At 73.7% G+C, this 13898-nt stretch carries 12 protein-coding genes; 10 read left to right on the plus strand and 2 right to left on the minus strand.

Going from position 1 to position 13898, the window contains the following annotated elements:
• Nucleotides 1-119 precede the first annotated feature (119 nt).
• From DKT68_RS22495 to DKT68_RS22520, 6 genes are all read left to right on the plus strand, one after another.
• Entirely contained in the window at nt 120-542 is a 423-nt protein-coding gene (locus DKT68_RS22495) for a roadblock/LC7 domain-containing protein (protein WP_109819383.1), read from the plus strand.
• Nucleotides 532-921 (plus strand): DUF742 domain-containing protein, encoded by a 390-nt coding sequence (locus DKT68_RS22500; RefSeq protein WP_109819403.1) that lies wholly within the window; start codon nt 532-534, stop codon nt 919-921. The genes DKT68_RS22495 and DKT68_RS22500 overlap by 11 nt, the downstream gene beginning before the upstream one ends.
• The gene (locus DKT68_RS22505; RefSeq protein WP_109819384.1) at nt 902-1504 is read left to right on the plus strand and encodes a GTP-binding protein; all 603 of its coding nucleotides are present in this window, start codon (nt 902-904) and stop codon (nt 1502-1504) included. Before DKT68_RS22500 ends, DKT68_RS22505 begins: the two co-directional genes overlap by 20 nt.
• Nucleotides 1505-1653: 149 nt before the next feature.
• Nucleotides 1654-2706, plus strand: coding sequence for a lactonase family protein (locus DKT68_RS22510; RefSeq protein WP_109819385.1), 1053 nt, complete (start codon nt 1654-1656; stop codon nt 2704-2706).
• 172 nt (nt 2707-2878) lie between these two features.
• Nucleotides 2879-4636 carry a substrate-binding domain-containing protein gene (locus DKT68_RS22515; protein ID WP_109819404.1) on the plus strand — a complete coding sequence of 586 codons (1758 nt, stop codon included), beginning with the start codon at nt 2879-2881 and terminating at the stop codon, nt 4634-4636.
• A gap of 212 nt (nt 4637-4848) precedes the next feature.
• On the plus strand, nt 4849-6333 hold the full coding sequence (locus DKT68_RS22520; protein ID WP_109819386.1) for a sugar transferase: 1485 nt from the start codon (nt 4849-4851) through the stop codon (nt 6331-6333).
• Between the two features lie 61 nt (nt 6334-6394).
• Here DKT68_RS22520 and DKT68_RS22525 read toward each other — a convergent pair whose 3' ends face one another.
• Nucleotides 6395-7525, minus strand: coding sequence for a PP2C family protein-serine/threonine phosphatase (locus DKT68_RS22525; protein ID WP_109819387.1), 1131 nt, complete (start codon nt 7523-7525; stop codon nt 6395-6397).
• 96 nt (nt 7526-7621) lie between these two features.
• Between DKT68_RS22525 and DKT68_RS22530 the strand changes: the two genes are divergently transcribed.
• Nucleotides 7622-8224: a MarR family winged helix-turn-helix transcriptional regulator gene (locus DKT68_RS22530; protein WP_109819388.1), complete on the plus strand. Its 603-nt coding sequence runs from the start codon at nt 7622-7624 to the stop codon at nt 8222-8224.
• A 148-nt stretch (nt 8225-8372) separates the two neighbouring features.
• On the opposite strand, the gene DKT68_RS22535 is transcribed toward DKT68_RS22530, so the two are convergent.
• Nucleotides 8373-9611: an ROK family transcriptional regulator gene (locus tag DKT68_RS22535; RefSeq protein ID WP_201749154.1), complete on the minus strand. Its 1239-nt coding sequence runs from the start codon at nt 9609-9611 to the stop codon at nt 8373-8375.
• Nucleotides 9612-9688: 77 nt separating this feature from the next.
• Here DKT68_RS22535 and xylA point away from each other — a divergent pair, with 77 nt between their 5' ends.
• The 3 genes from xylA to DKT68_RS22550 all read left to right on the plus strand — a co-directional run bounded on the left by xylA (nt 9689) and on the right by DKT68_RS22550 (nt 13809).
• Nucleotides 9689-10876 carry a xylose isomerase gene (gene xylA / locus DKT68_RS22540; protein WP_109819405.1) on the plus strand — a complete coding sequence of 396 codons (1188 nt, stop codon included), beginning with the start codon at nt 9689-9691 and terminating at the stop codon, nt 10874-10876.
• 8 nt (nt 10877-10884) lie between these two features.
• Nucleotides 10885-12315, plus strand: a complete 1431-nt coding sequence (xylB, locus tag DKT68_RS22545) for a xylulokinase (protein ID WP_109819390.1) — start codon at nt 10885-10887, stop codon at nt 12313-12315.
• Nucleotides 12316-12384: 69 nt separating this feature from the next.
• A complete protein-coding gene (locus tag DKT68_RS22550) occupies nt 12385-13809 on the plus strand; it encodes an MFS transporter (RefSeq protein WP_109819391.1) in 1425 nt (474 codons plus the stop codon).
• The last annotated feature ends 89 nt before the right edge of the window (nt 13810-13898 follow it).

The raw sequence follows: 13898 nt of genomic DNA on the forward strand, positions 1-13898 counted from the left end.
AGCCAGGTCAACGCGGACCGGGCTGTCGGGCCGGTCGTCGACCCGGAGCCCGACTCGGCCGCCGCTTCCGGACCGGCGGCGGCCTCCGAACCCCTGACCGCGACCGGGAAGGACGCCTAGTGCGGCATTCGACGAAGCAGAGCGCCGGCCTGGACTGGCTGCTCGACGAGTTGGTGGAACGGGTACCGGCTGCCCGGGAGGCGGTGGTGCTCTCCGCCGACGGGCTGCTGCTCGGCTCGTCGGCCGAGTTGGAGCGCGCCGACGCCGAGCACCTCTGCGCCCTCGCCGCCGGTTTCTCCAGCCTGGCCCGAGGTGCGAGCCGGCACGTGGACGGCGGCCCCGTCCGGCAGACCGTGGTGGAGATGGAGTCGGCGTACCTCTTCGTCACCACCGCCGGGCAGGGCGCCTGCCTGGCGGTGGTGAGCGACGCCGACGCGGACATCGGCCTGGTCGCGTACGAGATGGCCATGCTGGTGATCCGGGTGGGCGAGAGCCTCACCGCGCCGGCCCGACCGTCGGCGGGTGCCGGTGATGCGGACTGAACCGCCCGGGCCGCAGCACGAGTGGCTGGACGGCGACGCCGGCCCGGTAGTGCGGCCGTACACCCTCACCGGCGGCCGGGTACGCTCCGCCGTCGATGGGTTCGATCTGGTCGCGTTCGTCCTGGCCGGTGCGGACCTCGACCCGGTGGCCGACCCGCGGCTGCTCCCGGAACACCGGCGGTTGGTCGCGCTGGCCCGCCGGCCGGTGTCGGTGGCCGAGTTGGCCGCCGAGTTGGACCTCGCTGTCGGGGTCGTCCGGGTGCTGCTCGGTGACCTCCTCGCCAAGGGCCTGGTCGCGGTGCACGAACCGCCGGCCGCCGGCCACCTTCCCGACGACGACATCCTCAAGGCGGTGGTCAGTGGACTCCGTGCGTTATGACCATGCGGGCTCCGGCGCCACCATCCCGCTGGCACTGAAGATCCTCATCGCCGGAGGCTTCGGGGCCGGCAAGACGACGCTGGTGAGCGCGCTCAGCGAGGTCCGGCCACTGCAGACCGAGGAGGTGCTGACCGGCGCCGGGATCGGGACCGACGACATCTCCGGGGTGGAGGAGAAGTCGACCACCACCGTGGCGATGGACTTCGGCCGCATCACCATCAACGACGACCTGCAGGTGTACCTGTTCGGCACACCGGGCCAGGACCGGTTCTGGTTCCTCTGGGACGAGCTGGCGTTCGGGGCACTCGGCGCGGTGGTGCTCGCCGACACCCGGCGGCTGGCCGACTGCTTCCCCTCCATCGACTACTTCGAGCAGCGCGGTATCCCGTTCGTGGTGGGCGTGAACTGCTTCGAGGACTCCCGCCGGTTCAACCTGGAGACCGTACGCCGGGCGCTCGACCTGGACCCGGACGTGCCGATGGTGCTCTGCGACGCCCGGGACCGGCAGTCCGGCAAGCTGGTGTTGATCTCCCTGGTCGAGCACGTGGCACGGCAGCGCGGGGAGCCGGTGCCCGCCGCCTGAGGCGGCGCGGTGCGGGCCGGGCGGCGCCGTCACCGGGCGCCCGGCCCGGCCCGGCGGCGCCGATCCGGGGCCGGAAAGCCGGTTAAGGGACCGGCGGCGCGGGCAGCCTCTGGTTGGATCAACGGAGGAAGCCGGCAAAGGGGTTGGACGTGAGTGGTCAGGTCGAGGTCGTCCACATCGGGGGTTACACCGCGCAGAGCGGCGGGCGGGGCAGCGGCATCGTCGCGGCGCGCCGCGACCCGGCCACCGGGGCGCTGACCCCGCTCGGCACGGTGGCGGTCACCCCGTCCCCGTCGTTCCTGGTCCGGCACCCCACCCACCCGGTGCTCTACGCGGTCAACGAGCTGACGGACGGGGAGATCAGCGCCTGGCGGGTCGGGCCGGACGGCTCTCTGGACCCGCTCAGCAGCCGGTCGACTGGCGGCGCCGAGCCGTGCCACCTGGCGGTGCTGCCCGACGGGGGCCACCTGGTGGCGGCCAACTACGGCGGCGGCAGCGTGGCGGTCTTCCCGCTCGACCCGCAGGGCGTTCCGGGGGAGCGCACCGACCTGGTGGCGCACGAGGGGCACGGCCCGGACCCGGAGCGCCAGGAGCGGGCCCACACCCACATGGTCTCCCCGGGGCCCGGCCGAGAGCCGCTGCTCGCGGTCGACCTCGGCACCGACTCGGTCTACCGGTACGACCTCGACGCCGCGAGCGGGCGCCTGGTGCCCCGCGGGCCCCGGATCCGGACGGCGCCCGGCACCGGGCCCCGGCACCTGGCCCGCCACCCCGACGGGCGGCGCTGCTACCTCGTCGGTGAGTTGGACGCCACGGTCACCGCGTACGAGCTGACCGACGACGGCGCGCTGCGCCAGCGCGGTCGGGTCGAGGCGAGCGAGCGGACCGGCCACGTCCAGCCGTCCGAGGTCGCGGTCACCCCGGACGGCCGGTTCCTCTACGTCGCCAACCGCGGGGTCGGCACGATCGCCGTCTTCGCCCTGGGCGGCGTGCTGCCCGAGCTGGTGGCCGAAGTGGACACCGGTGGGGAGTGGCCCCGGCACTTCGCGCTGATCGGGGAGCACCTCTACGTCGCCGACGAGCGGGCCGACATGGTGCGGGTCTTCCGCCGCGACACCGACAGCGGCATCCCGGCGCCGGTCGGGGAGCCCGTGCCCGTGCCGAGCCCGACCTGCGTGCTGCCGTTCGGGATCCTCGGGTAGGCCGCGCATGTCCGAAGGCGATGGGCGAGACGCGAGGGTGGCACCGATTTGGCAACACCACGGGGCTGCGTCGTCACGCTCTGTCGCTAAACAGCGATCAACTGTTTCTCCTCCGTAACTTTAGTCCGAACGGTTGTGGCAGAGACGGCACGTTGTACGCAAGATGGTCACCGTGTCAGCAGGCCGCCATCGCATGCGTTCGAAACTTCATCTAGCAGCCGCCGCCGCGACGGCGACGGTGCTCGTCGTCACGACCGGCGTCTGGTTCGGCTATCGCGAGCTGATCGAGCCCAGCTGTTCGGGGGAGATCCGGCTCGCCGTGGCAGTCGCCTCCGAGCTCGCCCCGGCGGTGGACGCCGCCGCGTCCCAGTGGGTCAAGGACGGCGCCGCGGTGGGTGGCACCTGCATCCGGGTGGACGTCTCCGCGTCCGACCCGGTCGACGTGGCCGCCGTGGTGGCGGCCAAGCACGGCGCCGTCCTGGCCGGCGTCGGGCAGGCCAGCGGCACCGCCGTCACCCCGGACGTCTGGGTGCCGGACTCCTCGACCTGGCTGCTCCGGTTGAAGAAGGACGCCACGGCGTTCGCTCCGACCAACGGCGCGTCCATCGCGCGCAGCCCGATCGTCGTCGCGATGCCCGAGCCGATCGCCACCCGGCTGGGCTGGCCGGACAAGAAGTTCACCTGGACCGACCTGCTCAAGCAGGTCAACAACAGCAGCACCCCGCTGCGCACCGGCATCGTCGAGCCGACCCGGGACGCGGCCGGCCTGTCCGGCCTGCTCTCGCTGACCGCGGCCGCCAGCGCCGCCGGTGGCGATGCCCAGCGCAACACCGTCGGCGCGCTGCGGGCGCTGGCCACCGGGCGTTCCTCGCTCCGCAACGACCTGCTGGCCCGCTTCCCGACCGCCAAGGACCCGACGTCCATCGCCAGCGGTCTCGGCGCGGCGGCGCTGTCCGAAGAAGACGTGATCGCGTACAACAGCAAGGAGCCGCCGGTCCGGCTCGCCGCGCTCTACATGGAGCCGGCGCCGATGCCGCTGGACTACCCGTACGCCGTCCTGCCCGGCATCGAGCCGACCAAGGCGTCCGCGGCCCGGGTGCTGTTCGAGCTGCTCACCACCAGCACGTTCCGCAACCGGCTGGCGGCGCAGTCGCTGCGCGCGCCGGACGGCAACTGGGGCGCCGGCTTCAAGGCCCCCCAGGGTGCGCCGAGCCCGGCCGGCGGCGCGTCGACCGCGCCGGCCACCGGCGGCACCGCCGCGGGTGGCCTGGACCCGGCCGCAATCCAGCGGGTCGTCTCCAGCTGGTCCATCGCCACCCAGTCCGGCCGGATGCTGGCCGTCATCGACGTCTCCGGCTCGATGAAGGAACTGGTGCCCAGCGCCAACAACCGCAGCCGGGAAGAGGTCACCGTGGACGCGGCCCGCCGCGGCCTCGGCCTCTTCGACGACTCCTGGTCGATCGGCCTGTGGACCTTCTCCACCAAGCTGGTCGGCAACCGGGACTACCGTCAGCTCGTCCCGATCGGCCCGCTCTCCGGGCAGCGGGCCCAGCTCGAGGGCGCGCTCGGCGGCATCAAGCCGTCCGACGGTGACACCGGCCTCTACGACACCACGCTCGCCGCGTACCAGGCGGTGCAGGAGGACTGGCAGCCCGGCCGGGTCAACTCCATCGTGTTGTTCACCGACGGCAAGAACGAGGACTCCAACGGCCTCACCCAGGCACAGCTGCTCGCGAAGCTCAAGCAGATCGCCGACCCGGAGCGACCGGTCCAGGTCGTCATGATCGGTATCGGTGAGGGCGTCAGCAAGGCCGAGCTGGAGTCGATCACCAAGGTCACCGGTGGCGGCAGCTTCGTCACCAAGGACCCGAGCGAGATCGGCACCATCTTCCTCAACGCGATCGCGCTCCGCCCGCCCGCGCCGCGCTGATCGAGCGCACAGCCGGAAGGGGTCCGTCGTACCGCCAATTGGGTACGACGGGCTCCTTTTCGGGCTTCGCGACCGAAGAAAAGTGACGGCAATACGTCGGAAGTAATCGGCGACCATAGTTGTCAGGGCAGGATTCGAGTGCTCCGGCCTTTGTCGGTCCATCCCCGGCCCGACCTGTCGGCCGGGCCGTCCTGATCAGAGTGGGAGGGCCAGTGACCGCGGCGACACTGTTGACCCCCGCGAGCACGTCGGCGAAGCCGGGCGGCCGTCCGGCCGGTCTGGTGACGCGCGCCGACGAACGGTCCTACGTCCGGGTCCTGGTGGTCCTGGACACCACCATCCTCATCATCGCGCTGCTCGTCGGCTACGTCGCCCGGTTCGGTGACGACGAGCCGAGCGGCTCCGAGATCCCGTACGTCCTGGTGGCGCCGGGGCTGGTGCTGGCCTGGCTGGTCTCGCTGAAGGCGCTCGGCTGCTACGACGACCGCGTGATCGGCTACGGCGCGGACGAGTACCGGAGGGTCAGCTCGGCGAGCCTGCGGCTGGCCGGCGGCATCGCCATCGCCGGCTACATCGCCGACGTCGGTGTCTCCCGAGGCTTCCTCGGCATCTCCTTCGCCGTGGGCACCGTCGGGCTGGAGGTCGCCCGCTTCGCCGCCCGCAAGCGTCTGCACCGCGCCCGCTCACGGGGCGCCGGCTGGTCCCGCAAGGTGCTGGTGGTCGGCGACACCGCGCACGTGTTGGAGTTGGTGCACACGTTGCGCCGGGAGCCGTACGCCGGCTACCAGGTGGTCGGCGCGTGCATCCCCGACGCGCTGCTGGCGCCGGTGGCGCAGCGACTGGGCGACGTGCCCGTGGTGGGATCGTTCCGGGGCATCCCGGAGGCCGCCACCGCGATCGGCGCGGACACCGTCGCGGTCACCGCCTCCGGCGAGCTGACCGCCGCCCGGCTGCGGCGGCTCGGCTGGCAGCTGGAGGGGACGGGCGTGGACCTGGTGGTGGCGCCCGCGCTGACCGACGTGGCCGGTCCGCGGATCCACACCCGCCCGGTCGCCGGGCTGCCGCTGATCCACGTGGAGGCGCCCGAGTTCCGCGGTGCGCGCAAGCTCGTGAAGGGGTTCGTCGACCGGTCCGCCTCGTCGTTGGCGTTGGCGCTGCTGCTGCCGCTGATCGCGTTCATCGCCCTGGCCATCAAGCTGGACAGCCGGGGTCCGGTGCTGTTCCGGCAGGTCCGGGTCGGTCGCGGCGGGCAGGAGTTCGGCGTGTTCAAGTTTCGCACCATGGTGGTGAACGCCGACGCGCTGCTCGCCGAGCTGGCCGTCCGCAACGAGACCGACGGCCTGATGTTCAAGATGCGTGACGACCCCCGGGTGACCCGCGTCGGCCGCCTGCTGCGCAAGTGGTCGCTCGACGAGCTGCCGCAGCTGGTGAACGTGCTGCTGGGCCAGATGAGCCTGGTCGGGCCGCGCCCGCCGCTGCCGTCCGAGGTGGCCCGCTACGACGGCGACGTGGCACGGCGGCTGCTGGTCAAGCCCGGCATGACCGGGCTGTGGCAGGTCAGCGGTCGGTCCGACCTGAGCTGGGAGGACGGCATCCGGCTCGACCTCTACTACGTGGAGAACTGGTCCCTCGCCGCCGACCTCACCATCCTCTGGAAGACCTTCGGCGCGGTGGTCAACAGCCGCGGCGCGTACTGACCGACCGGCGGCTGTCCCCGACCGTCCCCGTCGGCCGAAGGCGGCACACCGGCCGGGCCGGTCAGTGCTGCGGACCGGTCCAGTCCAGGCAGACGACCACCGCGTCGTCGACCAGGTCACCGGCCACGAACGCGCGCAGGTCACCGATCAGCGACCGGACGGCGTCCAGCGGCTCCATCGGGCCGGTCCGCCGCAGGAACCGGTCCAGCGCCGTCTCGCCGTAGCGCGTGTCGCGGCCGGTCGCCTCCAGCACGCCGTCGCTCACCACGAACACCCGGTCGCCGCGCTCCAGCGTGAACCGCTGCTCGTGGTAGTCGGTCGCCTCGAACATGCCGAGCGGGAACTGCGCCTCCAGCGGCTGTTCGGTCACCTCCCCGCGGCGCAGGAGGACCAGCCGGGGTGAGCCGGCGTCGACCACCGTCATCACCCCGGAGCGCAGGTCCAGCTCCATCAGCAGCGTGGAGAGGTGCTGCTTGCCCCGGTACAGGTCGTAGAGGGCCTGGTCGGCGAGGGCGGCCTGGTCGGCCAGCCTGAGCCCGGCCCGCCGGGCGTTGCGCAGCGCGTGGGTGGCGAGCGAGGTGAGCAGGGAGGCCGCGACACCCTCACCGGTGCCGTTGACGGTGGACAACCAGAGCCGTTCCCCGTCGTCGGACCAGTCGAAGCTGTCGCCGCGCACCGTGTACGCCGGCTCCAGTTGCCCGGCCAGGCTGAACGAGGGCCGGATCCGGCTGCGGCCCGGCAGCAGGTCCCACTGCATCTCGGCGGCCAGGGTCAGGCGCTGGCTTCGTCGCGCCGCGCGGTAGACGTCCGTGCCGGCGGAGACGGCGGCCAGCTCGTGGGCGAGCGCGGTGGCAACCTCGGCCAGCTCGTCGAGGACGGTCTGGTCGTCGGGGACCGGTGCGAGCCGCAGCACGCCCCGGCGCTCGCCCCGCATGCTGACGGGGAACCAGCCGGTGTCGTCGGCGCGTACCGGCGACTGGTGGTCGAAGGCGCGCCAGGCGGCGTGCCCCGGGCTCGTGATGGAGTCACCCTGGGTGAGCGGCAACAGCTCCGAGAGCCGGTAGTCGACCTGGTACAGCTCCGACTCGGTGACGCCGTACGCCTGGGCGACGACGTTCCCGATGCAGCCGACGAGCCGATCGGCGGGTGTCTCGTTGAGGATACGTCGTGCCCGATTGACCGGTTCGCTCATCACCGCTCCTTGATCAAAGCTCGACCACCAGTGGGTTCGGAGTAGTCTCGGGCCACCATGGCCGAACAGCACGGTCCCTCGGACCCCGAGACGAGTATGGCTGCCGCGTTGGACGCGGCGGCGGCTGCCCTGCTCTCCGTGTGGGAGTCCGCTCGGGAGGCGACCGCCAACCGGGTGTCCGGCGCTCAGCTACGGGCTGTGATGGTCATCGAGCAGTACGACGGGATCAACCTGCGCCGGCTCGCCGCACGGCTCGACATGTTGCTGAGCTCCGCCAGTCGGCTCTGTGACCGCCTGGTGGCCGCCGGCATGCTGGAGCGCGAGCCGGGTCGCTTCGACCGGCGGGAGATTTCCCTGCACCTCACCCCGGAGGCCCGCCGCCTTCTCGCCGAGCTGCGGACGGACCGTCAGGCGCGACTCGCCACCGTCCTGGGGGCGATGAGCCCGGCGGGTCGCGACGCCCTGCTCCAGGGGATGCGGGAGTTCGAGGAGACCGCCCGCCGGCAGCAGGCGCAGGCGCCGGCGCCGGGCGGACCGGAGGACGCGGACCGGCCGACCGGACCGGCGGACGACTGGTCCGACGACCTGGGCGGGTCGACCCGGACGGCGTGGACGGACGCGTCGGGCGGCCCCGAGCGGACCGTGGGCGCGCCCCGGGAGTGGACGTCCGAGGACCCGCCGGTGGCCCGGACCGCCTGACCCCGCAGGCCGGGGCCGAGCGAAACCGCGGCCAGGCGCGCGACCGGCATCCCGCCGACCCGAACCGGTGGCCGGTGGGCTGCCGATCGACGGGCGGGAGGCGCTGCCACCGAGCCGGTGTGTCGGACGCCCGGAGCGGAAGCCCCGGTCAGCCGGTGCGGGCCAGCCAACCGGCGGGTTGGGCGACGATCTGGCGGACCACCGAACCGGCCGCGCCCACCGCGGCGGCCTCCGCGCCGAGCGTCGCCGGCCGGACCGTGACCGGTGACCAGGCCGCGGTGAGCACCCGGCTGGCGATCTCGGCGAGCACCGGTGGGCACAGCCAGGGAGCCAGCGGGGCGTACCCGCCGCCGAGCACCACGGTGTCCAGGTCCAGCAGGTTGACCACGCCGGCCACGGCGACTCCGAGCGCTGTCCCGGCCTCCTCCAGCGCCCGCAGCGCGCCCGCGTCGCCGGCCTCGGCCAACTCGGCCAGCCGCGCCGTCGCCGTGTCCGCGGGAAGCTCCGCACGGGCCAACCCGGCGGCGGCCACGATCGCCTCCTGCCCGGCGTACTGCTCCAGGCAGCCCCGCCCGCCGCAGCGGCACGGGAGGCCCTGCGGGTGGACCGGAAGGTGCCCGATCTCGCCGCTCCAACCGCGTACGCCGCGGAACAGCGCCCCGTTGAGCACGATCCCGGCGCCGATGCCGACCTCGCCGGAGATGTGCAGGAAGCTGGCCGGGCCGGGCGGACGGGAGTGCAGCTCGCCGAGCGCGGCGAGGTTGGCCTCGTTGTCCACCACCAGCGCCGGTACGCCGGGCACCTGTTCGGTCAGCGGCGGGTGGCCGGCGAGCAGCGCGGGCACCGGCACGTCCCGCCAACCGAGGTTCGGCGCGAGCCGGACCAGCCCGGCATCGTCCACGAGGCCCGGCACGGCCAGCGCGGCCCCGGCCAGGGTGAGGCCCTGCCGGGCGGCGTCGGCGCGGGCCTGTCCGGCCAGCTCGACCAGGAGGGCGAGGGCCTCGGCGGGGGCGACCGGGCGCAGGTCGGCCCGGTGCACGGTGCGGTGCCGGACCTTGCCGGCGAGATCCACCACGCAGACCGCCAGGTAGTCGACGTTGACCTCCAGGCCGAGCCCGGCCGGGCCCCGGTCGGCCAGCACCAGACCGCGGGCGGGGCGGCCGGCGCCGGCTCGGGGCGCGGGTTCGGCCTCGGCGACCAGCCGGCCGGCGAGCAGGTCCTCGACCACCGCCGAGACGGTGGCCCGGGTCAGGCCGGTCGCCGTGGCGAGGTCGGCCCGGGAGGGGGGACGGTCGGCGGCGGCGATCCGGCCGAGCACCAGGGCGAGGTTGAGCTCGCGCAGGCTGGCCTGACGGACCGCTCCGGCCGGAGCGTTGGTGGGGCTCACCCCTTGACACTGCCACAGGCCGCACAAATAATTCAATCGTTGAACAAATAGTGGACGACACCACCCCGGAGGCCCTCATGGCACCCCGTCCCACCCCCGCCGACAAGTTCTCCTTCGGGCTCTGGACCGTGGGCTGGCAGGCACGCGACCCGTTCGGCGACGCGACCCGCCCCGAGCTGGACCCGGTCGAGGCGGTGCACCGGCTCGCCGAGCTGGGCGCGTACGGGATCACCTTCCACGACGACGACCTGATCCCGTTCGGCGTCGACGCCGCCACCCGTGACCAGCACATCGCCCGGTTCCGCAAGGCCCTCGACGAGACCGGCCTGGTGGTGCCGATGGTCACCACCAACCTCTTCACCCACCCGGTCTTCAAGGACGGCGGCTTCACCAGCAACGACCGCGACGTCCGCCGCTACGCGCTCCGCAAGGTCCTGCGCAACGTCGACCTGGCCGCCGAGCTGGGCGCGAGCACCTTCGTGATGTGGGGCGGCCGGGAGGGCTCGGAGTACGACGTCGCCAAGGACGTCCGCGCCGCGCTGGACCGCTACCGCGAGGCGGTCGACCTGCTCACCCAGTACGTCATCGACAAGGGCTACAACCTGCGGTTCGCACTCGAGCCCAAGCCCAACGAGCCGCGCGGCGACATCCTGCTGCCCACGGTCGGGCACGCGCTCGCCTTCATCTCCCAGCTGGCCCACCCGGAGATGGTCGGCCTCAACCCCGAGGTCGGGCACGAGCAGATGGCCGGGCTCAACTACGCCCACGGCATCGCGCAGGCGCTCTGGCAGGGCAAGCTGTTCCACCTGGACCTCAACGGCCAGCGCGGCATCAAGTACGACCAGGACCTGGTCTTCGGCCACGGCGACCTGCTCAACGCGTTCGCCCTGGTGGATCTCCTGGAGAACGGCGGCCCGGACGGCGGGCCGACCTACGACGGGCCTCGGCACTTCGACTACAAGCCCTCCCGCACCGAGGACATGGCCGGGGTGTGGGCGTCGGCGGCGGCCAACATGAGCACCTACCTGCTGCTCAAGGAGCGGGCCGCGGCGTTCCGCGCCGACCCCGAGGTGGCGGAGGCACTGGCCGCCAGCAAGGTCGCCGAGCTGAGCACGCCGACGGTGGCCCCGGGCGAGGGGTACGACGGGCTGCTCGCCGACCGGTCCGCCTTCGAGGAGTTCGACGTCGACGCGGTGGCCGCCCGGGGCTTCGGCTTCGTCCGGCTCAACCAGCTCGCCGTCGAGCACCTGCTCGGCGCCCGCTGAGGCCCGCCATGCCGCTGGTCGCAGGCGTCGACTCGTCCACACAGTCCTGCAAGGTGGTGATCCGGGACGCGGAGACCGGCGCCCTGCTGCGGCAGGGCCGGGCGCCGCACCCGGACGGCACCGAGGTCGACCCGGAAGCCTGGTGGCAGGCGCTGCGCGGCGCCGCCGACGAGGCCGGCGGGCTGGCCGACGTGGCGGCGGTCTCCGTCGCCGGCCAGCAGCACGGCATGGTCTGCCTGGACGAGGACGGCCGGGTGGTCCGCCCGGCGCTGCTGTGGAACGACACCCGCTCCGCCGACGCCGCCGCCGAACTGGTCGAGGAGGCCGGCGGCGGCGCGGCGGGGCAGCGGTTCTGGGCCGAGGCCACCGGCAGCGTGCCGGTGGCCAGCTTCACCATCACCAAGCTGCGCTGGCTGGCCCGGCACGAGCCGGAGCTGGCGGCCCGGGTGGCCGCTGTCTGCCTGCCGCACGACTGGCTGACCTGGCGGCTGGCCGGTGCGCCGGGGCTGGCCGCGCTGCGTACCGACCGGGGTGACGCCAGCGGCACCGGCTACTGGTCGCCGGCCACCGGCGGTTACCGACTGGACCTGCTGGAGCAGGCCTTCGGTCGGCGGCTGGCGGTGCCCGAGGTGCTCGGTCCGGCCGAGTCGGCCGGCACGCTGCGGGCCGGTGAGCTGGGTGGGCCGGGCGGTGCGCTGCTCGGCGCGGGCACCGGGGACAACGCCGCCGCCGCGCTCGGTGTCGGTGCCGGTCCGGGCGACGTGGTCGTCTCGATCGGCACCTCGGGCACGGTGTTCAGCGTCGCCGACATGGCGGCGGCCGACGGGAGCGGGGCGGTGGCCGGCTTCGCCGACGCGGCCGGCCGGTTCCTGCCGCTCGTCTGCACGCTCAACGCCGCCCGCGTGCTGGACGCCGCCGCCGCGATGCTCGGGGTCGGCCTGGACGAGCTGGCCGAGCTGGCGCTCTCCGCGCCCCCCGGCGCGGACGGTCTGGTCATGGTGCCCTACCTGGAGGGGGAGCGGACGCCGAACCGTCCGTTGGCCACCGGCGCGGTGCACGGGCTGACCCTGCGCACCTCGACCCCCGCGCACCTGGCCCGGGCCGCCGTGGAGGGCATGCTCTGCGCGCTCGCCGACGGCCTGGACGCGTTGACCGCGCAGGGCGCCACCGCCCGGCGGGTCATCCTCGTCGGCGGCGGTGCCCGGTCGGCCGCGGTGCGCCGGATCGCGCCGCAGGTGTTCGGCTGCCCGGTGGTCGTCCCGCCCGCCGGGGAGTACGTCGCCGACGGCGCCGCCCGGCAGGCCGCCTGGGTCGCCCTCGGTGGCGACGCGCCACCGCGGTGGACACTCCAGGGCACCGAGGAGTACGCCGCCGAGCCCGTTCCGGCCGTCCGTGACCAGTACGCCGCCGCCCGGGGGTTGGTCCTCGACCGCCGCTAGCGGTGGCAGCCGACCGGGGCCGGTACCCGCGTGACGACCTCGCCGGCCCGGTCTGGTTGGCTGCGGGTCATGACCGTGACCAGTGCGGGGCCCCGCCGGGCCCGTGGCGGCGGCCCCGCGCACCGGTTGTACAGCGTCGTGGTGTTCGTGCTGCTCGCCTCGCTGGACAACGTGGCGATCGGGCTGGTCCCGCCGCTGTACGGGCCGATCGCCGACGCGTTCGACGTGTCGGGGCGGTTGCTCGGCCTGGTCACCGCGGTCAGCTTCCTGGTCAGCGCGGTGGCCGCGGTCGGCTGGGCGTACGTCGGTGACCGCACCAACCGCAAGCCGCTGCTCATGATCGGCACGCTGCTCTGGGCGGCCGGCACCGGCGGCAGCGCGCTCGCCGGCAACTACCTGACGTTCCTGGTCGCGCAACTGGTCGCGGCGGTCGGTCTCGGTGCGGTCGGCTCGGTGGGCTTCTCGGTGGTCACCGACCTGATCTCGCCGACCCGGCGGGGGCTGGTGATGAGCTTCTGGGGCCTGTCCCAGGGCGTCGGCACGCTGGCCGGCACGCTGGTCGGCGGGCTGCTCGGGGCGACCGACTGGCGGCGGCCGTTCCTGGTGCTGACCGGCGTGGGCCTGGCCGCCACCCTGGCCTACCTGTTCACGTACGACATCCGGCGCGGGCAGAGCGAGCCGGAGCTGGCCCACGCGCTGCACGAGGGCGCCGAGTACGACTACCGGATCAGCCGCGCCGACCTGCCGCGGATCCTGGCCCGCCGGACGAACCGCTGGCTGATCCTGCAGGGGCTGACCGCGCAGGCGGCCTTCGGCTCGCTCGTCTGGCTGCCGGTGCTCTTCGCCGAACGGGCCGAGGCCCAGGGCTATTCGGAGTCGACGGCCGTGGTGGTGGGCAGCGTCTTCGCCGTCCTGTTCCAGCTCGGCGGGGTGCTCTCCATCGTCGGGGGGCTGATCGGCGACGCGGTGCAGCGGCGTACCCCCCGGGGGCGGGCGCTGGTCGCCGCGGTCGGCATCCTCGCCGCGCTGCCCTTCTACCTGGTGCTGTTCTTCGTGCCGGTGACCATCGACGTGCCGGACGGCGCCGGCGGCGGCGCGGTGACCGGTGCCGTGCTGTCCAGTGTGTTCACCGAACCGTCGGTCGGGCTGAGCCTGCTCACCGCCGTGGTGGCGCTCGCGCTGACGTCGGCGAACTCGCCGAACTGGTTCGCGCTGATCGCCGACGTGAACCCGCCGGAGCACCGGGGGACGGTGTACAGCCTGGGCAACCTCGTCAACGGGGTTGGCCGGTCGGCCGGCAACGGGTTGGTCGGGGTGGCGTTCCAGGGTCTGAAGGCGGCGTTCCCGCCGCCGTTGAACTTCGCCGTCGGGCTCGCCGCGTTCCAGCTCTTCTTCATCCCCACCGGCATCATGTACTGGCTCGCCTCGCGGACCTCACCTGCGGACATCGAGAACGTCCACGACCTGCTGCACGCCCGCGCCGACCGCCTCTGACCCGCCCGCCCCGGGCCGCCCTCTCATCGCCGGCGCACGCACTACTTCCCGGATGTAGTGGTCTCCCGCGGCCTTGAGGCCACTACATC

This window comes from Micromonospora acroterricola (assembly GCF_003172955.1).
In the GTDB taxonomy this organism is placed as follows: domain Bacteria; phylum Actinomycetota; class Actinomycetes; order Mycobacteriales; family Micromonosporaceae; genus Micromonospora; species Micromonospora acroterricola.

Coding starts and splice junctions, on each gene's coding strand:
- DKT68_RS22500 (WP_109819403.1), top strand. CDS start 532: ATGCGGACTGAACCGCCCGGGCCGCAGCACGAGTGGCTGGACGGCGAC.
- DKT68_RS22525 (WP_109819387.1), bottom strand. CDS start 7,525: ATGAGCGAACCGGTCAATCGGGCACGACGTATCCTCAACGAGACACCC.
- DKT68_RS22530 (WP_109819388.1), top strand. CDS start 7,622: ATGGCTGCCGCGTTGGACGCGGCGGCGGCTGCCCTGCTCTCCGTGTGG.
- xylA (WP_109819405.1), top strand. CDS start 9,689: ATGGCACCCCGTCCCACCCCCGCCGACAAGTTCTCCTTCGGGCTCTGG.
- xylB (WP_109819390.1), top strand. CDS start 10,885: ATGCCGCTGGTCGCAGGCGTCGACTCGTCCACACAGTCCTGCAAGGTG.
- DKT68_RS22550 (WP_109819391.1), top strand. CDS start 12,385: ATGACCGTGACCAGTGCGGGGCCCCGCCGGGCCCGTGGCGGCGGCCCC.